The organism is Swingsia samuiensis (assembly GCF_006542355.1).
Lineage (GTDB): Bacteria > Pseudomonadota > Alphaproteobacteria > Acetobacterales > Acetobacteraceae > Gluconobacter > Gluconobacter samuiensis.
Map to the genome: position 1 here is coordinate 986,080 of NZ_CP038141.1, position 22,775 is coordinate 1,008,854.

Annotated in this window: 23 protein-coding genes and 2 riboswitches; of the genes, 13 read left to right on the forward strand and 10 right to left on the reverse strand. The window is 45.2% G+C overall.

What is annotated here, in order from left to right; all coding sequences use genetic code 11:
- Positions 1 to 253: 253 nt before the first annotated feature.
- Positions 254 to 1,783 carry a GMC family oxidoreductase gene (locus E3D00_RS04525; protein WP_141460334.1) on the reverse strand — a complete coding sequence of 510 codons (1,530 nt, stop codon included), beginning with the start codon at positions 1,781 to 1,783 and terminating at the stop codon, positions 254 to 256.
- Complete coding sequence (locus E3D00_RS04530; protein ID WP_141460336.1) at positions 1,780 to 2,424, reverse strand: gluconate 2-dehydrogenase subunit 3 family protein; 645 nt, start codon at positions 2,422 to 2,424, stop codon at positions 1,780 to 1,782. Before E3D00_RS04530 ends, E3D00_RS04525 begins: the two co-directional genes overlap by 4 nt.
- Positions 2,425 to 2,548: 124 nt before the next feature.
- Between E3D00_RS04530 and sucB the strand changes: the two genes are divergently transcribed.
- The 4 genes from sucB (at position 2,549) to E3D00_RS10710 (ending at position 5,993) form a co-directional block, all read left to right on the forward strand.
- A complete protein-coding gene (gene sucB, locus E3D00_RS04535) occupies positions 2,549 to 3,688 on the forward strand; it encodes a dihydrolipoyllysine-residue succinyltransferase (RefSeq protein ID WP_141460338.1) in 1,140 nt (379 codons plus the stop codon).
- 111 nt (positions 3,689 to 3,799) lie between these two features.
- Positions 3,800 to 4,795 carry a L,D-transpeptidase gene (locus E3D00_RS04540; protein ID WP_141460340.1) on the forward strand — a complete coding sequence of 332 codons (996 nt, stop codon included), beginning with the start codon at positions 3,800 to 3,802 and terminating at the stop codon, positions 4,793 to 4,795.
- 96 nt (positions 4,796 to 4,891) lie between these two features.
- Positions 4,892 to 5,776 (forward strand): glycosyltransferase, encoded by an 885-nt coding sequence (locus E3D00_RS04545; protein WP_141460342.1) that lies wholly within the window; start codon positions 4,892 to 4,894, stop codon positions 5,774 to 5,776.
- The gene (locus tag E3D00_RS10710; protein WP_408909363.1) at positions 5,724 to 5,993 is read left to right on the forward strand and encodes a glycosyltransferase; all 270 of its coding nucleotides are present in this window, start codon (positions 5,724 to 5,726) and stop codon (positions 5,991 to 5,993) included. Before E3D00_RS04545 ends, E3D00_RS10710 begins: the two co-directional genes overlap by 53 nt.
- On the opposite strand, the gene E3D00_RS04555 is transcribed toward E3D00_RS10710, so the two are convergent.
- The 3 genes from E3D00_RS04555 to ahcY form a co-directional block, all read right to left on the reverse strand.
- Entirely contained in the window at positions 5,953 to 7,275 is a 1,323-nt protein-coding gene (locus tag E3D00_RS04555; protein ID WP_141460346.1) for a lipopolysaccharide biosynthesis protein, read from the reverse strand. The genes E3D00_RS10710 and E3D00_RS04555 overlap by 41 nt on opposite strands.
- 116 nt (positions 7,276 to 7,391) lie before the next feature.
- On the reverse strand, positions 7,392 to 7,772 hold the full coding sequence (locus tag E3D00_RS04560; RefSeq protein WP_141460348.1) for a DUF3597 domain-containing protein: 381 nt from the start codon (positions 7,770 to 7,772) through the stop codon (positions 7,392 to 7,394).
- 71 nt (positions 7,773 to 7,843) lie between these two features.
- Positions 7,844 to 9,139 (reverse strand): adenosylhomocysteinase, encoded by a 1,296-nt coding sequence (gene ahcY / locus E3D00_RS04565; RefSeq protein WP_141460350.1) that lies wholly within the window; start codon positions 9,137 to 9,139, stop codon positions 7,844 to 7,846.
- Between the two features lie 300 nt (positions 9,140 to 9,439).
- On the opposite strand from ahcY, the gene E3D00_RS04570 reads away from it, so the two are divergent.
- On the forward strand, positions 9,440 to 10,504 hold the full coding sequence (locus E3D00_RS04570) for a transporter (RefSeq protein WP_141460352.1): 1,065 nt from the start codon (positions 9,440 to 9,442) through the stop codon (positions 10,502 to 10,504).
- A 47-nt stretch (positions 10,505 to 10,551) separates the two neighbouring features.
- Here E3D00_RS04570 and E3D00_RS04575 read toward each other — a convergent pair whose 3' ends face one another.
- From E3D00_RS04575 to E3D00_RS04585, 3 genes are all read right to left on the reverse strand, one after another.
- Positions 10,552 to 12,240, reverse strand: coding sequence for an alpha-keto acid decarboxylase family protein (locus E3D00_RS04575; RefSeq protein ID WP_141460354.1), 1,689 nt, complete (start codon positions 12,238 to 12,240; stop codon positions 10,552 to 10,554).
- Positions 12,241 to 12,530: 290 nt separating this feature from the next.
- Complete coding sequence (locus tag E3D00_RS04580; RefSeq protein ID WP_141460356.1) at positions 12,531 to 13,154, reverse strand: hypothetical protein; 624 nt, start codon at positions 13,152 to 13,154, stop codon at positions 12,531 to 12,533.
- Positions 13,151 to 14,212, reverse strand: a complete 1,062-nt coding sequence (locus tag E3D00_RS04585; protein ID WP_141460358.1) for an A/G-specific adenine glycosylase — start codon at positions 14,210 to 14,212, stop codon at positions 13,151 to 13,153. The genes E3D00_RS04580 and E3D00_RS04585 overlap by 4 nt, the downstream gene beginning before the upstream one ends.
- Before the next feature lie 10 nt (positions 14,213 to 14,222).
- On the opposite strand from E3D00_RS04585, the gene E3D00_RS04590 reads away from it, so the two are divergent.
- On the forward strand, positions 14,223 to 14,732 hold the full coding sequence (locus E3D00_RS04590) for a DUF721 domain-containing protein (protein WP_141460360.1): 510 nt from the start codon (positions 14,223 to 14,225) through the stop codon (positions 14,730 to 14,732).
- A 131-nt stretch (positions 14,733 to 14,863) separates the two neighbouring features.
- Positions 14,864 to 15,208: a hypothetical protein gene (locus E3D00_RS04595; RefSeq protein WP_141460362.1), complete on the forward strand. Its 345-nt coding sequence runs from the start codon at positions 14,864 to 14,866 to the stop codon at positions 15,206 to 15,208.
- A gap of 1 nt (position 15,209) precedes the next feature.
- Here E3D00_RS04595 and serB read toward each other — a convergent pair whose 3' ends face one another.
- Complete coding sequence (serB, locus tag E3D00_RS04600) at positions 15,210 to 16,103, reverse strand: phosphoserine phosphatase SerB (protein WP_141460364.1); 894 nt, start codon at positions 16,101 to 16,103, stop codon at positions 15,210 to 15,212.
- A gap of 41 nt (positions 16,104 to 16,144) precedes the next feature.
- Between serB and miaA the strand changes: the two genes are divergently transcribed.
- The 6 genes from miaA (at position 16,145) to speE (ending at position 22,139) form a co-directional block, all read left to right on the forward strand.
- On the forward strand, positions 16,145 to 17,128 hold the full coding sequence (gene miaA / locus E3D00_RS04605; protein WP_141460366.1) for a tRNA (adenosine(37)-N6)-dimethylallyltransferase MiaA: 984 nt from the start codon (positions 16,145 to 16,147) through the stop codon (positions 17,126 to 17,128).
- 60 nt (positions 17,129 to 17,188) lie between these two features.
- Positions 17,189 to 18,955, forward strand: a complete 1,767-nt coding sequence (gene ilvB, locus E3D00_RS04610; protein WP_141462373.1) for a biosynthetic-type acetolactate synthase large subunit — start codon at positions 17,189 to 17,191, stop codon at positions 18,953 to 18,955.
- The gene (gene ilvN, locus E3D00_RS04615) at positions 18,955 to 19,482 is read left to right on the forward strand and encodes an acetolactate synthase small subunit (RefSeq protein WP_141460368.1); all 528 of its coding nucleotides are present in this window, start codon (positions 18,955 to 18,957) and stop codon (positions 19,480 to 19,482) included. Before ilvB ends, ilvN begins: the two co-directional genes overlap by 1 nt.
- The gene (gene ilvC / locus E3D00_RS04620) at positions 19,482 to 20,501 is read left to right on the forward strand and encodes a ketol-acid reductoisomerase (protein ID WP_141460370.1); all 1,020 of its coding nucleotides are present in this window, start codon (positions 19,482 to 19,484) and stop codon (positions 20,499 to 20,501) included. Before ilvN ends, ilvC begins: the two co-directional genes overlap by 1 nt.
- 222 nt (positions 20,502 to 20,723) lie before the next feature.
- Entirely contained in the window at positions 20,724 to 21,203 is a 480-nt protein-coding gene (gene speD / locus E3D00_RS04625) for an adenosylmethionine decarboxylase (protein ID WP_141460372.1), read from the forward strand.
- A 69-nt stretch (positions 21,204 to 21,272) separates the two neighbouring features.
- A complete protein-coding gene (gene speE, locus E3D00_RS04630) occupies positions 21,273 to 22,139 on the forward strand; it encodes a polyamine aminopropyltransferase (RefSeq protein WP_141460374.1) in 867 nt (288 codons plus the stop codon).
- A gap of 56 nt (positions 22,140 to 22,195) precedes the next feature.
- Here the strand turns inward: speE and E3D00_RS04635 are convergent, their stop codons facing one another.
- The gene (locus E3D00_RS04635; RefSeq protein WP_141460376.1) at positions 22,196 to 22,498 is read right to left on the reverse strand and encodes a putative quinol monooxygenase; all 303 of its coding nucleotides are present in this window, start codon (positions 22,496 to 22,498) and stop codon (positions 22,196 to 22,198) included.
- 103 nt (positions 22,499 to 22,601) lie between these two features.
- A riboswitch (glycine riboswitch) is annotated at positions 22,602 to 22,693 on the forward strand.
- Between the two features lie 3 nt (positions 22,694 to 22,696).
- A riboswitch (glycine riboswitch) is annotated at positions 22,697 to 22,762 on the forward strand.
- Positions 22,763 to 22,775: the final 13 nt, after the last annotated feature.

Below are 22,775 nucleotides of genomic sequence, written 5' to 3' on the forward strand. Positions count from 1 at the left end.
GTCGCGCTTTAATATTGCCTATGAGGCAGAGCTGAAAAGGGAAGGATGTGTGTCTGTCTAAAAGGTATGGTCTAATCTAATAAAAAGATTTTGGTGCGTAAAAGCCATTTGAATGACTTAAAAACACAACAGACAGACAACATCCGGTTAGGAAGATTGTATTAGCTGAGGTGGTAGCTAATGGTTGCACTGGTTAGACATGGATGCGCAATATGTCAAGTGAAATGGCGGCTAACCGTCATTTTGATATACGTCAACCTTTCAGAATGGCATCTGCTGTTCTTAAGGACAGAGCCATGATTGTTAACGCAGGGTTGGCTGCTGTTGCGCTGGGGAAGGTTGAATGATCGCTGATCCACAAATTATCAATGTCAAAACTCTTGCCATAGGGATCAACAACATTTTGGGATCCATCTGCCCCCATGCGGCAGGTACCGCTCATATGAGCCGCTCGATCAACGACACGGATTTCTTGAGCTCCTGCGGATTGCCAAATGTGAGAAAGTAATTTGGCTGCATGATTATGCATGGCGTGTTCATTGGGGCCATAAGAGTGTTCAATCAACGGTTTGGGAATTCCAAAGGTATCTTTTTCTTCTGAGAGTGTAACGCGGTTTTTGGCGCTAGGAAGGCATTCTCCGTTAATACCAATTCCGGCACTACGATTGTAATTGAGAAGCGTTTTAGCCAGTTCGTTTCCTTTTTGATTTGTGCCTCGTGCGAGGTTGGTGGCCCATGTTATGGGCATAGCCCCCAAAGATTGAATAAGGTAACCGCCTACAAAGTCAGCATCCTTAGGGCGGACCATATCTTCTGTAATGGTTAGAGACGGGTAGCCACGGTTCGGTCTCATATCATCATCAAAAACGCCCCATACCTGCGTGGAAACATGGGTCATATAGTTTTTACCAACTTGGCCGGAGCTATTGGCAATATCGTTATGTAAAAGCAAGCGAGGTGTCTCGACGGCTCCTGCTGATAGGACAAGATGTGCGCAATTTTGACGATAATCCTTTCCGTCTTTGCGATAAACGACGCTACTCACACGCCCTTGCGTGTCACGTTCAATTGTATGCACAAAACAATTTGGACGGAGTTCTGCTTCATGGGCTACGGCGTAAGGGAGCCATGTATTATCTGCACCTGATTTAGCGCTGTTTCGACATCCTTGATGGCAAGCGCCACAATTAACGCACGCATTCCTTGTGCCAAAATGAGGTTGTTGAATGGTCTTGGTAATAAGGGCCGCTGGGCCATCAGCATGGCGAAGGCCCAGCGCATCACATCCTTCTCTCATTTTCAAAGCAGCTGAATTGGCGGGAGGAGGTGGATAAGCGTAACGACGCTGTTCGTCCCACGGATAATGAGAGGGGCCGGATACACCAATGAAATGTTCAACCTGTTCGATATAGGGGAGAAGCGTTTCCATCCCAAAAGGCCAATCCACACCTTTTCCGGTTTCACGGTGAAGGAAGAAATCTCTTGGATCTATCCGAGGCATGAAAGCACCGTAATGCAGCAAAGACCCACCAATACCTGTGCCACTGTTATTCCCGCCAAAGGCTTGTGGGTTTTCGCCGCCTGAAAGACGTTCATTTAGCCAGTAGAGTTCACGTGCTGCGATTTCGTCAGGCGTATGGTTGGAGGCAGAGAAAAGAGGACCAGCTTCCAGAACAACAACAGTCTTACCGTGCTGTGCGAGTTTTGCGGCAAGGGGAGCACCTCCTGCGCCACTACCAATAACAACGACATCAACCACATCTTGATTGGAATAAGTTTTCATAAAGAAGAATTCTTTTTTGGGAGAGGGCTTTGTGGAGAAACGGGTTCAAAGGCTTCACGCGTGTTGGGTGTCACAGACACAAACCCCTGAAAAACATCATCACCTCCCGTGAGAGAAGACGATATTCCTAGAGCGTCTTGGACGTGAGCGTGAGAAAGGAAGCACTCAAGAGTTTCGGCTCTGAAGTCACTATACCATTTTTGCATTTGCTGAGCATTAAAACGGTGAGGCGCGACAACACCGATTGTACCTGCATAGAGCTTATCAAAAAGAGAGTGTATTTCGTTAATAGAAAGGGATGCAGTGTTTTTTTTATAATTGGAGAGGCTTATGTCTTCTAGGGTTAATAAGGCCTGCTCCCATGCTTCTATGTCAGATGGAAGTTCAGCAAAGCGCCACCCATCTCGTGAGCCAGAGAGTGCTTGATCAATCTGTGCTGCTAACTCAACGAGATCATTTTTTAAAATATTTTCTTGTGGAAGGAGAGCCGGAATAATTGAGGAAAGAACAGAAAAAGCAAGAGATGAAAGATTCCGCGAGTGTAGTGGTTCAGGTGTTAAAGATCGTGTTTCAAGAATCTTTCGCGTGCGTGTGGAGATATGGTTCGATTCCATAAATGGAGGTGATATAGAGGAGGGCATCGTGTTTTCTTCTCTTTCCGATAATTCTACAATATAGAGTTAAGACATAGGTAATGAGTTGATTAGTTGATATGAAGCCCCCCATATCTTGGGAAATAGTTTGTTGAAGTTTAGAGGAGAGGTCATGGCGGTCGATATTCGGGTTCCTGCGCTTGGTGAAAGTTTAACGACCGCAACTGTCGCTCGTTGGTTGAAGCATGAGGGTGATTATGTTCAACATAATGAAACGATCCTTGAGTTAGAGACGGATAAGGTAAGTGTTGAGGTTGTGGCCCCCTCAGCAGGGCAATTGGGAAAGTGTTTACCAGAGGGCACTGAAGTTGAAATAGGAGGTGTGCTGGGAGAGGTTGATGAAACCGCTCAAGCGCCGGAACCTTCCGAGGAGCTTCAACACGAAGAACCGCAGTCCTCCGAACCAGATCAAGCCACACCAAAAAAAGAGAAGAAAGAAGATGAGGAGATAGCAGCTCCTCAACCTCAAAAAGCAGTAGAGCGCGAAGATGATAAAGACATTCTTTTTGCTTCTGCAAAAAAAATGACGAGCCTCACGCGGGGAAGTGACGTGCGTGAAAAACGTGTCCCTATGTCGCGTTTAAGGCAAACGATTGCACGTAATCTAAAGGCAGCACAAAATACAGCGGCGATCCTTACAACATTTAATGAAATCGATATGTCTGCTGCTAAGCAGTTGCGAGCAGAATATAAGGAAGAGTTTGAAAAAAAACATGGCGGTGCCCGATTAGGGTTCATGTCTTTTTTTGCACGAGCTGTCATTGGAGCTTTGAGGGATTATCCTGCTTTAAACTCTCAAATAGATGGTGATGAAATTATACAAAGAGATTTTGTAAATTTAGGAATTGCCGTGGGAACAGAAAGAGGGCTAGTCGTTCCCGTCCTTCATGATGCAGACCAGATGAGTTTTGCTGAGCTTGAGCGTCGCATAGCCGATTATGGCAAACGTGCAAAAGCTGGAGCATTGAAGCTTGAGGAATTATCTCACGGAACATTCTCAATTACGAATGGGGGTATTTTTGGATCGTTGCTTTCGACCCCGATTTTAAACACTCCCCAATCCGGTATTTTGGGCATGCATGCTATTCAAGACCGTCCTGTTGTTAAAGATGGACAGATTGTTATAAGACCGATGATGTATGTTGCCCTTTCTTACGATCATCGAATTGTGGATGGACGGGAAGCTGTTAGCTTTTTAGTGCGTATAAAGCAGTTGGTCGAAGACCCTCGCAGGTTGCTATTGGATCTTTGATTGGTAGGGTAAGAGTATAACGTTTAATCGTTAACTATTAGCTGAACGCTGAGAAACGGTAATATGTATCCTCGCGTTCATAGTAAAGCTTTGAACCGAGGTAGTTAATTTATGCAGTTTCTATATGGCAAAAGTTATTCATCTAAGGCGTTGCTTTCGACAACTCTTCTTAGCCTTGGTGCTTTGTCGTTAACAGCGTGTGCTCACGCTCAGCAAACGGAGCCTGTTGTTTCACATGAAACACCAGCAGATGCTTCAACGGCTGTATCTCCGCCACCTCCTGCTGTGAATATTCCAACGGATACGCAACCTGTAACACCTCCGGTGAATATACCGCCGTTACCCGATCTAAAAGAAGCAGATGCGAAGAAAGAAGCAATTCGGCTTCAAAGCTTGATGGTAAAATCGATTAAACGATTTACAAAATATACCCCAGAGAGGCGCGAGAAGTTTATTAATTTGGCACAAGAAGAAATCAAAAGTGCTAACATTACAATTTCAAGACCACAACTTGTTATGGTTGTGGATAGGAACGAGCGTGTTCAGCATCTTGATTATGTGTTGGCTTTACCGGATGCGACATGGGTTTCTCTTGGGGGAACACCTGTATCGACTGGGTCTACCGGTAGGAAATATTATTATATAACACCTACGGGTGTTTTTCAGAATACGATTGACCGTTTAGGTTATCGGGCTGAAGGCACTAAAAATAAGTACGGTATTCGTGGGATAGGGGCTAAAGGTTCTCGAGTGTGGGATATGGGATGGCAAACAGCTATGAAAGGCTGGTTGCCGAAGCATGAAACAGGCCAGATTCGTTTGGAAATTCATGCAACCGATCCCCAATTCTTGGAAGGAAGATTAGGGCATCCCGCATCAGAAGGATGTATTCGTATTCCTGCGACAATGAATCATTTTATGGATCATTACGGCTTAATTGACGTTCTGTATGAGCAAGCCGCCAGCTATGATCGTCGCTTTTCGGCCCTTTTACCGAAAGATCGACAGCCGACACCAATCGCGGGTGATTTAGTTGTTGTGATAGATTCAGGCCCTTTAACAGAGCCTAAAATAGATCCAATCGCTAATAAAAGGCCATTACCATAAGAAATTAATGTAAGTGAAAGAATATAGCTCTGCTTGGTAATAAGCAGGGCTATATTTTTAAGTATGTAGATAAAAGATATTTAGAGATTATAACATATGCATATAGTTTATATTGTAAGCAGTTTTGAAGGGGGCGGAGCGGAGTTTGCTATCCCTGATATTGTTAAAGCCTTGCAGGGGTGTGGCCATCAGGTAAGTGTTGTAGGGTGCACACTCGGTGATGGAATGGCTTGTTCTCGCCTGGATGCTGCTGGAATAGCCTATAAGGTTTTAGGGCAGCCTAATACGAATAGATGGAAAAGAGTTTTAAATCTGCTTTCGTATGTGAAAGCAAAAAAGCCTGACTTGATATGGACATCTTTGCCAAAGGCGACGCTTGATGGGCAGATTATAGGGAAGCTGTTAAAGATACCTGTAATTAGCTGGCAACATAGTGCCTTCACAAAGAGATACAAAGAATGGGCTATGCCTTTTTTGCAGAGGCTTAGTCATTATTGGATTTCAGATTCAGCGAGTGTTTCTCAGTATTTGAAAGCACGGATGAAGGTTAAGCCTTCTCGAATTATTGAGTGGCCTATATTTATTGCGCACTCTGATTGGCCTCAATCTCAACTTTGGGATGGGCAAACACCATTGCGGATTGGTAGCTTAGGGCGATTACATTACCATAAAGATTATCCCACTTTGTTACGTGCGTATGCACATTTACGTAATATTGCTCCTGATCTTTATAAAAAGAGTGTTTTGATAATTGCTGGCGCTGGGCCTGATAAGGAAGCATTACAAAAACTTGCTGTTGAGCTCGGAATAGAAAATCAGTTGGAGTTAGTTGGCCACCTTGAGGATCCATCTCAGTTTTTGGCTAGTCTGCATGTCTATGTGCAGCCATTCAAGAATGGAAGGGATGTGTATTGCCGCACACGAAGCGATGGTGGCTGGCGTGCCTGTTCTTTCAACCCTTGTTGGGGAGTTGGTCTATAGCGTTCTGGATGGAAAAACAGGCTATCACGTGCAGCATGGGGACTATAAAGGAATAGCCATACGGATAGAAGAGTTGGCACGGCGTCCTATAGACATGCACAGGATGGGTTCTCAAGCGCGTTTATTTGTTTTGAAACGTTTTTCAAAAGAAAGTTTTTTGACAAGAATACAGGTGATTATGGATCAACTAGAACTGCAGTATGTGAAACGGATTTAATTTTCCAAAAGAGGAGTAAGACTAACGCTAGGGCGGTTGTTGTCGCTGCGGTGATGGAGTAGAGACCAATACCTTGGAGGCCAATCCATGTGAGGCATAGAGGTAATAAGGGCAGCAGTAGCAGGCGGCACGATATATTGGCGCTGAGAGACAGCCCAGGCGATCCTAGAGCAACAAGAGCTGCACTGGTTGGGGGCACAATAAGCAGAATAACTTGTGCGAGAATAAGCCACAGCATTAGTGGAGCGGCAGCATTGAATTTATGGCCACCTAAGAGAGACGCAATTGGTTTGCCAATAAAGGCTGCCAGTAGAACAAGAGGGATGCTGGCCCCAATAGCGATGCCAATCGCGCGAAATAATGTTCTTTTAAGGAGAGGTGTATCTCCAGTTGTTACAATTTGTGCAAACTCGGCATAGGCGGTTCGACCGAAGAGCTCTGCTGGCTGTGCAATGAAAACAGTTGCTCTTTGGGCTAAGTTGAAAAGGGCAACCGTTGTTGAACCACTCCACCAACCAATAACTTGAGGGACAAGGCGGTCGGCTAAATCACCAAAAGTTGTATCTGCATTGGCGCCGAGCATAAAAGCAAAAAGACGCTCATTTTCTTTTAGAACTCCGCGTGTAGGGCCCCATATACGTTTGATTCCGATATGTTTATGAAGCTCAAAAAGAGCCATCAGCCACATGGAACTCCACTCTACAAGAGCAGCAGCAAGCCATGCCCAGAGGAACCCGCGCAAACCTGCTCCCGTGGTTGCGGCTAAAACTGCTCCTATCGTACGAACAATGGGTTGTAGTGTTGCGTGAAAAGCAATCAGATCGTAGCGGTCATAGAGTTGGAGATAAGCGGTTGGAACAGATCGTATAGAGGCAAGTGCTGCAAACCCGAATGGTATGGCAAAATTAATAGCATCTTGCGACCATCCAAGAGATTTACCTAAAAATGTCCCTAGTAAACCAACGGATAAAACAGCAATTACACCTCCAATGGCTTCGATGAAAGTTGTGAAGCGGAGGAGGCGGAGAAGGCGGTCTTGATTATTGTTTGCAAGAGCATCCGAGCCATATCTTAAAATGGCATGCCATGATGGGAATTCTGCAATTCCGCCAATCATTGTCGTAAAGCCACTTACAAGAATGAGGACGCCAAATTTATCTGGACCTAGAGTTCTTGTCGAAATACCAAGATGAATAATCCCAATAATCCCTGCTGCAACTTTGCCAGTAAGAAGGCGACCAAGCTTGCTATAAATTCGTTGAACGGCAGTGGTTTGAGACATACCTTTAGGGTTAACGACACAATGGTTTTAAAGTCTAGTCCTAACGAGGGCTTGTTTTATAAAAAATAAAATAATAAGAATAGCTGGGAGCACGAGGCACCCAGCTATTATGGAAATTAGTGAGCCCAGCCGGCTGGGATCTTACCACCATTTTTTTCTAGTTCAGCATAGACTTGTTTAATAAGCCATACGTTCATCGCTGCTGAATCTTCTGTATTACCTGTATAGTGAAGTTCTTGAGCGAGTTCTTTACGAGCTGTAAGAGAACTATCCAAACCAAGAAGCTTCAATAGGTCAACAATCGATGTTTGATAGTTGAGAGGTTGGCCTGCTTTTGATGCCATTTCAGCTAAAACAGCATCAACGTCAACTGGAGCTTGTGCTGGCGCTGAACCAGCATCAGAAGAAGTTGGGGCTTGTGCCGGGCTGTCAGATGCTGGTGTTGCAGCTTGTGCACTACCAAAAATCTTGGACATAATTGAACTAAAAAGACCCATAAGAAGTCTCCTGATGTTTAAAATACGATAAAGATGGAGAACGAAAATTCTCCATCCATGATGTATTCCGATCAGTAACGATATTCTTCGTGTTTGAACGGACCTTTAACAGGAACGCCGATGTAGTCTGCTTGTTTCTGTGACATTGTTGAAAGTTTTGCTCCAACCTTTGCAAGGTGAAGAGCAGCCACTTTCTCGTCCAGTGCTTTTGGAAGAGTATAGACCTTGATTTCATATTGGCCTGGCTTTGCATTCCAGAGCTCAATTTGCGCCAGTGTCTGGTTGGTAAAGGATGCAGACATCACAAAGGATGGGTGTCCTGTTGCATTGCCAAGGTTAACCAGACGGCCTTCTGAAAGAAGGATGATACGACGGTCCGCCGCAAGTTCAATTTCATCAACTTGAGGCTTAATGTTGTTCCAGCGGTAGTTTCTTAACGCTTCGACCTGAATTTCGCTATCAAAGTGACCGATATTACATACGATTGCGCGGTCTTTCATTTTGCGCATGTGGTCAATGGTAATGATATCGACGTTACCTGTGCATGTTACGAAGATATCACCACGAGGTGCTGCTTCATCCATCGTGACAACTTCATAGCCTTCCATAGCCGCTTGAAGAGCACAGATTGGATCGACTTCAGTCACAAGAACGCGGCAACCAGCACTGCGTAGAGAAGCAGCAGAGCCTTTTCCTACGTCACCATATCCAGCAACAACAGCAACTTTACCAGCCATCATTACATCCGTACCGCGACGGATGGCATCAACAAGGCTTTCACGGCAACCATAAAGGTTATCAAACTTTGATTTTGTGACGCTATCATTCACGTTAATGGCAGGCACTTTGAGTGAGCCGTCTTTCTGCATGGCCCATAGGCGATGAACGCCTGTTGTTGTCTCTTCAGACAAGCCTTTGACGTGCTCAAGAAGTTCTGGGAACTTGTCGTGCATCATAACCGTCAGATCCCCACCATCATCAAGGATCATATTTGGGGTCCAGCCATCTGGGCCTTTAATGGTCTGTTCAATGCACCAATTAAATTCGTCCTCTGTGAGGCCTTTCCAAGCGAAGACAGGAATATTAGCGGCTGCAATGGCAGCAGCTGCATGGTCTTGCGTGGAGAAAATATTGCAAGAAGACCAACGAACTGTTGCACCAAGTGCGATTAATGTTTCAATCAGAACAGCCGTCTGGATGGTCATGTGTAGACAGCCAGCGATGCGTGCGCCTTTAAGAGGTTGACGTTCTTTATATTCTTCGCGAAGAGCCATAAGGCCTGGCATTTCGCCTTCAGCGATGGAAATTTCTTTACGTCCCCAGTCTGCGAGAGAAATATCACGGACTTTATAATCTTGAAATGACATGAATTGGCCCTTATTGCCCATATATTGAGTGAGGCAAGATATAGAGGTTTGAGGCGCTCAAGCAAAGAGCAAGAGTGAGGATTAAGTTGTTTTATAAAGTGACAGGCGTTTGGATGAGGAGAGAAAATTCTCTTTAATCGTTTAAAACATTAAATTAATTTCTAAAAAATGAAATATAGTTATGGTTGTTGTATTGCGTTGGTAATTATACCGTGTAAGAGAACCACACGTTCATTTTGTTGATACCTGTTACCCAATGTATCCGGTTCAGAAACTCCCCTGAGAAGCCAGGAGGATACCGTGTCCGACAATCCAAATTATACATTTCCATTCACGGTGATTGATCCTGCTCATAAGGATTCAGATAAACCGTCCTTTGCTAATGGGCTGGTGTGGGCCGTGCATGCTGTTCCCGGGCAGGAGTTGCGTTCATTAGAAGCCGCCGAAGTAGAAGAATTCCTTGAAAAGGGCGCTCTGCATGCCAATGAAGGATGGTTTTGGCTGCACTTTGATACGATACATAGCTCGGCCCGGTCTTTGGTGGCTCATCTTCCAAGGCTTCCTGAAGATGTGTGTGGTATTCTGGCAGAAACAGAATATGGGATCGCATTAGAAGCGCAGGGCAATCTGGTTTGGGGGTCTTTGCCAGCATTTGATGATGCTTTGTCAGAGGAAGACCGGGAAATTAGGGCATGGCGTTTTGTTATGCGGCCTGATTTGTTGATAACAACACGTAGAAACCCTGTGCCTGTATTAGGAACTGTATATCGCTCGTTAAAACCGGATCAAACGCCAAGAACCCCGGCGGGGGTTATTGATCGTGCGCTAAGAGAGTTTACAGGAGTGGTTAGACGTCAGCTTGGGCAGCTCGATGATGAATTGGATCGGGCTGAGGATGTGTTGTTGTTAATTGAACGCCGTTCGGACTTAGGGCATCTGGGTGGTATTGTGGGCAAGGTTCGACGCCGAGTGACTGAGTTGCGGCGAGTGGTTATGCCGATAGACCGCGTCTTTCATGAGGAAGATCTGGACCTTCCTGTTTGGGCTGAGGATGAGCTTCGAGACCGTGCTGAGCGGCAAGTGCATGCAGCATTGGATGATTTGATCGCTCTTCAGGACCGCTCTCGTTCGCTCCAAGATGAATTATCATCTAATCAGGCAGAAGAAACGAATAGACGGCTTTATATCGTGTCTGTTGGAACAACATTGATGTTGCCAGCAACATTTGTAACTGGATTCTTCGGAATGAATACGGGGGGAATGTTTTTGGCAAATGGCCAGTGGGGTACGGTAGAAGCTGGTGTTGTGTGCTTTGTTTTTATGGCCGTAACATTCTTATTTATGAAGTTGGCCCAGCTTTTATAGAAAATTTGTAGACCTCCCCCATAAAAGGGGAGGTCTACAAATAGGACTTAGTTTACTTTTGGTTTGCGTGAGTTGGTTGCAGCAACACGTTTGCCCCATTCGACAAGGGCTTCTGTGCAATCTTCACGATCGAGTTTGCACTCAATCAATGTTGGCCCACGGGTGTTCTTTTTGGCTTTTTCAATAGCTTCTGCAAGCTCAGCGCCTGTTGTTGCTTTAAGGCCAAGACCATGTCCGCCGCCTTCGCCGCCAACGCCACCATTGAAGTTTTGAACAAGCCCGGCGTAATCCCAGTTTTGGATATAGTTGTAAGGCCCGTCATGGATTTTGATTTCGATGACGTAGCCGTAGTTGTTTACAAGGAAGATGATGACAGGCAGTTCATAACGAACCATCTGTGCAACTTCTTGTGCCGTAAGCTGGAATGAACCATCACCGACCATAACAACATGACGGCGCTCTGGAGCAGCAAGGGCGTTACCGACGATGGATGGCACGCTCCAACCGATATGACCCCACTGCATTTCGCTTTCAACTTTAGCGCCTTTTGGTAGGTTCATGCGTGCAGCATTGAACCAAGAGTCACCCGTTTCTGCGAAGAGCGTGGTTTTCTCATCAACCAGATCATTGATCTGACGTGTCATTTCGTCGTTGGTTAATGGAGCTGCTGGGTCAGCTTTTGGTAATGTAACTGGCTTATAGTTCTCTGTAAGAGATGCTGGTTTGCTTGGTGCACGTTCTGTAAGGGCTTTTACGAACTCTTTGAGGCGGAAGCCCTCGAACGTACGATCATTTACTGTTACGCGGTCAGGGTTAACCTCAAGAACATTGTTGCCTTGGATCAGGTTACGCCAGCCAACAGAAGAATAGTCGTTCCAAACGGGTGCAAGAGTAATAACACCATCAGCTTCTTCAACGAGCTTTTGAGCACCTGGGCTGCTGACTTCGCCCCAATATACTCCACGGAAGCCAGGGTGTGTCTCTGGGAAGAAGCTTTTTGACGCAGCCATGACTGTAACAGCGCAACCAAGCTTGTCAGCGAGCGCCACAGTTTCTTCTAAAGCTTCAGCAGCACGTAGCTTACTGCCGACTAGAATAACGACTTTATTGCGTTTTTCTAAAAAGCTCAGACTTTCTTTGAGAGCAGCGTTTAAGCTTTCTTGGTCTGGAATAGGGTGAGAAAGTAAAGAAGAAACTGGGCCCGGACGTGCGCAAGGAAGGTTCGCAACGTTACAAGCAATTTCTAGGTATGCAGGCTTTTTTTCGCGCAGTGCGGTACGAATAACGTGATCAATTTGCGCAGGGGCTGTTTCTGCTGAAACAATGCTTTCGGCTGCAACCGTGATCTGTTTTGCCATTTCCATTTGGTAGTTATAGTTTGTTGTACCAATGGTATGATGCAGAACATGGCCTGAGCCATAGTCGTTTGTATTCGGAGCGCCAGAAATTAAAATGACAGGAAGATTTTCTGCATAAGCTCCTCCGATGCCGTTCATTGCAGAAATAGCACCAACACTGAAGGTGATAATCGCTGCAGCTGCACCATTTTCACGAGCATAACCTTCTGCAGAAAAGCTACAGTTTAGTTCGTTGCAGCTATAAATCTGCTTTGTGCCGCCATGCTCTAGAAGTTGATCAAGGAGGATGAGGTTATAATCACCAGCAACAGCAAAATGGTGCTTCAGTCCAATTTGCGTTAGACGTTCGGCAAGATAATGTCCAACGGTAAAAGTCATATTTCAGTACCTCAGAGGCCATGTATTCGATAGAACCTGATAATGGTGTCACATTATGCGCAACACTAAAATGTTTCTAATCAAAAACAGGCAATTTCCGTTTTTAGACTGGTCTTAAAAGACCAGTGGGTAACGCGCTCTATGTGAAGGGTGTTGGGGGTGTTTGTCAAAGGCATAAAAGTAAAAAAAAGGATATGAGAATGAAAAAGGAAAAGATGAAAATCTACCTCTCTGATTAAGAGGAAAAAGAAGAGAAGTAGCTTTTTAAATGTTAATGAAAAATTGAGATATCACGCTAATGGGCGCGAAATGTTAAGTATCCAAGGTTCATGGCTCTGGTGTTTTAGAAATGTGATTTCTGTGCTGGAGCCAGCGGGTAGGGATCCTATTTTTTCTAAGGCCTCTAGGTTTTCATTAAGAGCAAAAGATGTTTCAGAAAGCTGCCCTATAAAACCGTCATGTATTTTCAATGTAGAAAGAACAGATTGGCTTGCTGAATCTACTATGGTTAAGGCGGACGGAACCAACAAGGAGCTTATGCCTCTTAGAAGGTTTTCGGACAGAGGTAAGAAATATTCCCATCCTGCGCAATTTGGTGAGTCTAAAGTGATTTCACGACTTTTTTCATGAGGAGAGCTGCTCATATATGTGTTGGTTTTTTCATTCTTGAAAAAAACCAAATTTTCTCCAGCATCGCCCATTGTTAAAAGAGGAAAAGCACGTGGCATGGAGATCTGTTTTTTAAATGTGACTTCTGTAGGTAATGTAAAGTCAGACGGAACAATAATGGATAATCCGGGATAAGAGCCAGGTTGGAATGGGTGTCGAGAGAAAAAGTCTCTTGCTAGATTGTGGTCTAAAACCCAACCATGCCAGTCCATAAACCATAAGCGCTTTGTTGTTGTATCTGTCATTGTTTTTCCACATCCACGCCAACCAGAGTGAAACATTTTTGAATGACACCTGGTAAAGCTGCTGTCTCTAAAGGTCGGAACGCACCAAAAACAGGATCGATCAAAGTGTTACTTCTTTCTGGTACGTTTGTCACATACACATCGATTAAAAGAGTAAAATGAGAAAATATATGTGTGATTTTTCCAGAAAACGTCCATGAGGAAAGGAAGGGAGCATTTTTTAAAGCTTCTGTCTGTTCCCACGTTTCTGTACGCCACTCTGTACCAGGCGGTTCATCCATACATGCAAGCAGACCTTTTGGAGGGCGCTGCCTTAATAAGAAAGTATCGTTTGCTCTTTGAGCAATAAAATAAACACCGTAGCGGATAGGTTTTGGCTTTTTTGCCGTTTTCTTGGGAAGGCTGGCCGCAATTCCTTGTTTGTGCCCTTGGCAGGAGGATTGCCATGGACACATCAGGCAAGATGGATTTTTCGGGGTGCAGATTGTTGCACCAAGGTCAAAGAGCGCTTGAGAGAAATCAGAGGGGTGTTTTCTGGCAGGATCAGAATTATTAAGCGAGGAAGCTTTTTCGGCAATATGAGAGCGTGATTGAGGAAGAGGGGCGGTAATAGCAAAAACCCGTGATGTAATGCGCTCAACGTTTCCATCAACAGGAACAACAGGAACACCAAAAGCAATCGAGGCGATAGCATTTGCCGTGTATTTCCCGATTCCGGGGAGCTTGATGAGTTCAGTTACAGAGGAAGGAAAACTCCCCAATTCGGAAACAACTTTTGCACACGCATGAAGGTTTCTGGCTCTGGCATAATAACCTAAACCTGCCCAAAGTTGGAGAATATCTTCAAGAGGCGCTGCGGCAAGTTCGTGTATGGAGGGATATTTTTTTAGAAAGCGTTTATAGTAAGCTTCAACAGTTTTGACCGTTGTCTGTTGGAGCATAATTTCGCTAAGCCACACATGGTAGGGATCAGGCTTTTCTCCCGGCAGGAAGCGCCAAGGGAGAGAGCGTCGGTGTTGATCATACCAATGGAGTAAATCAGAAGAACTGTGTGTCACCGGAGTTGATATGATGAAAGAAAAGAGGTTAAGCAAGGCTTCTTATCAAAACAAAGATAATTTCGTTGAGAAAACATGGATCCCCAAAAGGGGTGGAACAAAACAAATAGGGGTTTTCGTCTCTGAAATTACAGAGCCTGCTTTTAAAAGGAAATCCTCACTTTTTGTGAGAATGGCCATGGACTGGACTGATTTTGTGGGGGCACGATTGGCTCAGCAAACACAGCCTAAGCGTATTACGGGCACGACATTAACAATTGGATGCTCAGGTCCCGTTGCGATGGAATTGCAGCATATGGCACCGCAGATGATTGATCGGATTAATACGACAGCAGGTCTGGTAGGAGAGCGTGCGCTAACAAAGATAAAAATAGTTCAAGATATGAGCATAGTCGAAGAGACTAAACGGCTTAGACCTAAGCCAGCTCAAGTAGAAGTGACGCATATTGAAGATGAGGAGTTAAGGGCTGCGCTGGAGCGACTAGGAGGGCATATAAAAGTTAAAAAAAAGCGTTTTTAAGGAATATTTCCACGAGCATCTAGGATTCATTTTTCATTTATATGTTTTGATTAAAATGGACCGCAGCAGCGACTAAGTGTTTCACGTGAAACAAACGTCTTCGGGAAGCTGTATCAGAAAATGGAAATAGAATGCTTTTCAAAAAGAAAAATATTTTCATCGTTCTGGGGGTGCTTTGCCTTCAGAATAATCCTGTAGCAAAAGCTTTGCCGTATAATATGAAGTATGGGCTTCTCCCCAAGAGACAAGATATGGGGGAAGGGAACTCAACCAAAGATATGGATAAGACTTTATTGCAGGGTTTCATGTTTGATCAAATGATCAGGAACGATTGGGGGATGAGGATATTACTTCCTCCCACATGCGTGAGTGTGGATAATATGGTGATGGGGTGCAACACCACGTTAAAAACAACACTTCCGTTAGAAGATAAAAGCCACACCTCTCTCGATCGTTCCCCACCACTTTCGTATTAAATTAATCTACGACGAAATCAGATGCTTTGTATCCTTGTATGAAAAGATGCGCGCGGAGATCGGCAAAGTTTACTTGACGTGAGATAAGCTGTTTCACTTTTGGTTTGGCATGGAAAGCGATGCCTAAACCTGCATGCGAGAGCATAGGAATGTCGTTAGCGCCATCACCTGTTGTAAGAGCCGCTTTTAGCTGGACGCCTCGTTCTTGGGTAATTGTTTGGAGGTATGTTAATTTTGCATCTGGATCTAAAATAGGCCCGGCTAACTCTCCGGTTATTTTTCCATCTTTTATATCAAGAATATTACCATAATGTTCGTCAAATCCGCAGAGCTTTGCAACACGTTCTGTAAACCATGTAAAACCACCAGAAACTAACGCTGTACGAGCATTGTTTTTATGCATCGTACGGACAAGTTCCAGTGCTCCGTCAGTAAGCTTTGTGTCTTTCCAGACGCTCTCTAACACAGCAGAGGACTGGCCTTTAAGAAGAGAAACTCGTTTCTTTAAAGATGCGTCGAAATCAAGCTCCCCAGCCATGGAAGCGCGTGTAATTTCAGCCACTTTTTCGCCAAAGCCAAGAAGAGCCGCAATTTCGTCAAGTGTTTCGCTGGTTACAATTGTGCTGTCCATATCTGCAATGAGAACAGCTTTGCGACGGCCGCGTGTTTTGGTAAGAACAGCATCCACTTTGTAGGGAGCTAGAGCGGCTCGAATTGTTGTTTCAGTTGCTGCGCCGGGCGCTGGTGTTGGGCATGGAATATCAACAGCTTCTCCGTCTGATAAAATGACAGGTGCACTGCCTTTGACGAGAGACCGTGCAATATCAATAGCTTCAGAGGGGAGAGATCCTGACTTGCGGTTGATAATCAGGGTCAAAACAGAAGGGAGGGACATAAACTCTCGCAATGCTTCTGCACGTATGGCAGAATCTAAAAATGAATACTTCGAATGTAGCGGTGATTGTGGCTGGCCCAACGTGCTCAGGCAAGTCTGCTTTAGCAATTGATTTGGCAAAAAACTTTAATGGAACAGTGATAAATGCTGATTCCATGCAAGTTTATCAGGATCTTCGTATTTTAACAGCACGTCCGAGTGAAGAGGATGAAAGAGAAGTTCCGCATACATTATATGGTGTGCTGGATGCTTCCATTGCTGGAAGTGTTGCTTGGTGGAGGCAACAAGCCTTAACGGAAATGCAGCAGGCATGGAAGAATAACCGCATACCGATTTTGTGTGGTGGTACAGGGATGTATTTGCGTGCCTTAACAGATGGACTGGTAGAGGTGCCTGACCCGGGCGAGGACGCGCGGAATGAAGCGCGGTCTTTTGTAAAAATGCACGGTTCTGCCGCTCTTTATGATGATTTAATGCGCGTGGACCCAGAAACGGCTCAGCGCCTCACACAGAACGATTCTCAGCGTATTTCACGTGCTTGGGAGGTCTGGAAAGGAACCGGGAAGGGGTTGTCGTGGTGGCGTTCTCAACCAGGCATTCCCGCTGCTCCGTGTCGTTTTCTATCGATACAGTTGGACCCACCTCGTGAGGAGTTGAGAGAGGCGATTGATAAGCGATTTTCTCATATGCTTGCTCAAGGTGCACAGGCGGAGGTCCGTAAACTTTTAGAGAGAAATTTGCCTACCTCTTTACCGGTTATGCGTGCACATGGTGTGCCAGAGTTGATTGCGGCTGAAGAGGGGCGGATCTCGCTAGAGGAAGCTCAAAAAACGGCTGTTTTAATGAGTGGCCGGTATACTCGCAGGCAAGCGACGTGGTTTAGACATCACAAACTGGGGAAAGGGCAAGACGCTATGATTTCATTGCGTAGATATGTAGGTTTTGAGAAAGAATTGGAAAGCGAACATATAAAAATAAAAAATTTTATATCCCAACGAGTTGACGCATATCATATCTCTCTTTAAACCACATGATCCATACTTTTGGAGGATAAAGTGACTTCTTCTGCTGAAAGAGACGCAAAAATGAGCAAAGACGTGCTAACGGGCGCTGAGGTGCTTTTGCGTGTTCTTGATGAACTTGGTGTGGAAGTCATTTTTGGTTATCCAGGTGGTGCTGTCCTCCCTATTTATGATGCTTTGTTTAAGCAGGAACGAATACGCCATATCCTTGTTCGGCATGAGCAGGCCGCTGTGCATGCGGCAGAAGCTTATGCGCGCTCGACAGGGAAAACGGGTGTAGTTCTTGTGACATCAGGGCCGGGAGCAACCAATGCTGTTACCGGGTTGGTTGATGCATTGCTGGATTCGATTCCTGTCGTTTGTCTGGCAGGGCAAGTCCCAACGAAGCTGATTGGAAATGATGCTTTTCAGGAGGCTGATACAACGGGCATAACCCGTCCAGCCACAAAGCATAATTATCTTGTGCGTGATGCTGGGTCTTTGGCCCCCATCATTCGAGAAGCTTTTTATGTGGCGCAGTCAGGTCGTCCGGGGCCAGTTCTTGTTGATTTGCCGAAAGACATAACGGTTGGTTCAGCACCATTAACACCAGCTACAGCATCACGCTTAAAATCTTCTCGTTTTAAAGGCAAAGCCTCTTCCGAGGGGATTAAACGTACAATAGAGGCCATGAAATCCGCCAAAAAGCCTTTGTTTTATACAGGCGGTGGAATAATTAACTCAGGTCCTGAAGCATCCACGCTTTTGCGTACTCTTGCACGTAAGACTGGCTTCCCCGTGACATCAACTTTGATGGGGTTAGGGGCTTTTCCATCTCCCGACCCGCAGTTTCTGGGAATGCTAGGGATGCATGGCTCTGTGGAGGCCAATATGGCTACGCATGGGTGTGATTTATTGATCGCTTTAGGAACGCGGTTTGATGATCGCGTAACAGGGCGTGTCGATGCATTTTCTCCTGATTCTTTTAAGGTTCATGCAGACATAGATCCGAGTCAGATCGATAAGATCATTTCAGTGGATGTCCGTTTGGAAGGCGATGTTGGAGAGACACTTTCCGCCTTATTAGAGGCATGGGGGGACACCCCAGCACCAGACCTGACAATGTGGTGGAAGCAAATTGCGTCGTGGCGCAGTGTCGATGGGTTTGGGTTTACCCAAGACATGACGCCTTCGGCTGTTATTCGTCCGCAATACGCTATCAAGCGTCTGTATGAGTTGGTGCAGGAGCGTGGGCGCGATACGTTTGTTTCAACGGAAGTAGGGCAGCATCAGATGTGGGCCGCTCAGCACTTTCAGTTTGATAAGCCGAACCGGTGGCTGACTTCCGGTGGCTTAGGCACAATGGGGTATGGACTGCCTGCTGCCGTAGGGGCGCAGGTCGCTCATCCAGATGCTTTGGTGATTGATATTGCGGGTGAAGCCTCAACATTGATGAATATTCAAGAGTTGGGAACGATCGCGCAATATCGCTTGCCGGTGAAAGTTTTTATTCTGAATAACCACTATATGGGAATGGTGCGGCAGTGGCAGGAGTTGCTGCATGGATCGCGTTATTCTCAGTCCTATAGTGAGGCTTTGCCTGATTTTGTGAAATTGGCTGAAGCCTTCCATGGAACAGGCTTACGCGCAACGACTGTAGGTGAGCTGGATAACGTTATTCATGCGATGTTAGATCATGATGGGCCTGTGATCGCGGATATTTGTGTAGCCGAAAATGAAAATTGCTACCCTATGATTCCATCGGGTGCGGCTCATAATCAAATTCTGCTTGGCCCTGATCAGGATACGGCAGCAGCGGGTTTAACCGAAGAAGGGAAGATGTTGGTCTAATGTCAGAAACAATCCAACAATCAGTAATCTCAATTCTTATTGAGAACGAAAGCGGCGCTTTAGCACGTGTCGTTGGGCTGTTTTCTGGCCGTGGTTATAATATTGAAAGCTTAACGGTTGCTTTGATTGATGCACAACGTGGACTTTCAAGAATAACTATTCTGACATCTGGAACCCCTATGGTTATCCAGCAGATCAAGGCGCAGATTAAGCGTTTGATCCCCGTGCATGCTGTCTGTGGGTTAACCGAAGAGGGGCCTTATGTTGGGCGTGAGCTTGCCTTGGTGAAGATCGTCTCACACGGGGAAGATCGAACTGAAGGGTTGCGTATAGCAGAAGCTTTTAGAGCTCGCCCCATTGACATGACGGTAGAAAGCTTTGTCTTTGAGTTAACAGGATCACCAACCAAGATAGATGCCTTTATTGATTTAATGCGTCCTCTTGGCTTGGCCGAAGTTTCACGAACAGGTATTGCGGCCATTGGGCGTGGACCTAAAACTTTTTATATGAATGAGGAGCCTGTCTAATGCGGGTTTATTATGATCGCGATGCTGATTTAAACCTTATTAAAGGGAAGAAAGTTGCCATTATTGGGTATGGCAGCCAAGGCCATGCACACGCGAATAACTTAAAAGATAGTGGTGTTTCTGACATTGTTATTGGCCTGCGCCCAACATCCACTGCGGTAAAAAAAGCAGAAGCTGCCGGGTTTAAGGTTATGGAACCCGGTGAAGCAGCAGCTTGGGCTGATGTCGTCATGGTTCTAACGCCAGATGAAGGCCAAGGTGCCCTTTACAAAGACTCTTTGGAAAAGAACATGAAAGAAGGCGCTGCTTTGGCGTTTGCTCATGGACTTGCTATTCATTTCCGGATTATTGAAGCACGCCCTGACTTGGATGTGTTCTTGATTGCTCCAAAAGGCCCTGGCCACACAGTTCGTTCTGAATATCAGCGTGGTGGTGGGGTTCCATCGCTTGTTGCTGTTGCGCAGAATGCATCAGGTAAGGCGCTTGATATCGCTCTTTCATACGCTTCTGCCAATGGTGGTGGTCGCGCGGGTATTATTGAGACCACATTTAAAGAAGAAGTCGAGACCGATCTCTTTGGTGAGCAAGCTGTTCTGTGTGGTGGTACAGTTGAGTTGGTTCGTGCAGGCTTTGAGACACTGGTTGAAGCCGGTTATGCTCCAGAGATGGCTTATTTTGAGTGCTTGCACGAGTTAAAGTTGATTGTTGACCTTCTGTATGAAGGCGGCATCTCCAACATGAACTATTCGATTTCCAATACTGCTGAGTATGGGGAATACGTAACGGGGCCTCGTATTATTACGCCAGAAACAAAAGCTGAAATGAAGCGTGTTCTGACGGATATTCAGGATGGTACGTTTGTTCGTAACTTCATTCTGGAGAATCAGTCTGGTGGCGTTGGTTTCAAAGCTATCCGCGCACGCAATGATGCTCATCAGATTGAAAAAACAGGTGAGAAACTGCGTTCAATGATGCCTTGGATTGCCAAGGGTAAGTTGGTTGATAAAACACGCAACTAATGAGTTAATAAGGCTAAATTATTAGCAGAATCAGAAAAAAGCTCTGTTGGTAATTTAGCCTATACGGTGTCACATAACGTATTAGCCTGTAAGTTATGTGACATATTCAAGAAAATCGTAAAAAACTCTTGCATATATCGACCAAGGGTTTTATCAGTCGGCCTTCCTGGCCCAAGGGGGCGTTTTCGCCCAACAGGCTGTCTACTGGTTTGGGGGTACGTGATGAACGCACTTGCTCAACTGGGGATGGTATCGGGACTCCCGAGAGATATCCAGAACAGCGAAGTTCATTCTGTTGAGGATGAACGTAAAGATTATTTCATTGAACGTGATGGCGAGCGTTATGCTGGCAATCATTTGCTGATCGATTTTTGGGATGCCCAAAATCTTGATGATCCGCAGCGTATTGATGAAACACTTCGTGAATCTGCTCTAGCAGCAGGGGCTACTATTCTGCATAGCCACTTTCACCATTTCACACCAAATGGTGGAGTCTCTGGTGTGATCGTTTTGGCTGAAAGCCATATTTCTATTCATACGTGGCCTGAGCGTAATTTTGCAGCGGTTGACGTATTTATGTGTGGCGTGTGTGATCCTAACTTATCGATCCCAGTCATGCAGCGTTTATTTCAAGCCGGTCGCATAGAGGTTGATTCAATGCGTCGTGGTCGTGTGCAAAAGAGAGAAGCAGACGTAGCTTAAATCTTACTTGAATGAGGAGGCTTTCCCTCCTCATTTTTTCTTTAAAATTCGATAAAGGAATTAATGACCATGGCTGAAACATGGCTAAACGAGACTTTGTACCCAAATTGGGGACAGCGTTTTCTCGTTACGCGTGAACTCGCACGTGTAAAGTCAGACTTTCAAGATGTTGTTGTTTTTGAAAGTTCTAGTCATGGTCGGGTTCTCGTTTTGGATGGCGTTATCCAGATAACAGAACGAGATGAATTCGTTTATCAGGAAATGTTAACGCATGTTCCTATGCTTGCTCATCCCCATGCGAAGCGTGTTCTGATTATTGGCGCAGGGGATGGTGGTGTTTTGCGGCGTGTTTTACAGCATGACACCGTAGAAAAAGCCGTCATGGTTGAGATTGACGGTGCTGTTATTGAGCTTTCCAAGAAGCATCTCCCTAATATTGCGGGAGATGCATGGAATGACCCTCGTGCAGAGGTCATTGTTGGTGATGGAATAGATTACGTCGCCAAGGCAAAAGACGCATCGTTTGATGTGATTATCGTTGATAGTACGGACCCAATCGGAGTGGGTGAAGTATTATTTACGGATGAGTTTTATCGTGATTGTGCACGGATTCTGTCAGATGAAGGGATTATCGTTAATCAGTGCGGTGTGCCCTTTATGCAAGCTGATGAATTACGTGAGACAAGTTTGCGTAGAGCAAAGTTTTTCCCACACGTAACAGCTTATGTCGCGGCGGTTCCAACGTATGTTGGTGGCTTTATGACATTGGGTATGGCGTCTAAAGGACAATCTCCTAACGTTCAAACCGTTGAACAAATTCGTGAGCGTGCTGAAAAAGCCAAAATTATTGGAACAACACGGTATTGGACACCAGAGATTCACGTTGGATCTTTTAACCTGCCACCTTATATCAATGAGCAGCTTCCTAGGAAATGACTTTAATAAACCTCTTCCTCTTGAGCAGAGGAAGAGGTTTAGTCGATTCGTTTCAATTAAAGAATTTCTTTTGTAAGAGTACGAACATTTTTTTCAATGACATTATAGTCTTTTAATGCCTGCGCAAACTTCTCAAAATGGGGCATTTTTAAATGAAGATCAAAAGCCTCTTGGTTTTCATAGGACTCAATTAAAATAATAAGATTGGGGTCACTTGTAAGAGAGTTTACTTCAAATGAATAACACCCCGGTTCATCTTGAACTGAACGTTCTTTATCGTAAGCGCATACTTTAAGGAAAGCGGCTCTATATTTCGTTTCGACATAAAATTCAGCGATAACGATAAATGTTCCAGACATAAAATATATTCCTAAATTGATTGCCCTTCCAAGATCAAAAGAAGGGGCCTTATTTTATTCAGGTGACATGATGGCAGGAATTGCATTAAGCTGACAAATGTTAAAAATCGATGACGGGAGAGACCATTCTTCGAGAGTGGCGCCGAAGGAGCAACCGCCCCGGAAACTCTCAGGCAGAAGGACCGAATCGAGTGTAAATTCTGGAGAGAGGCACATGAAAGTGTGTCCGCCGATGGGATAATGATCTCAGGCAAAAGGACAGGAGGGGTGACGTTTC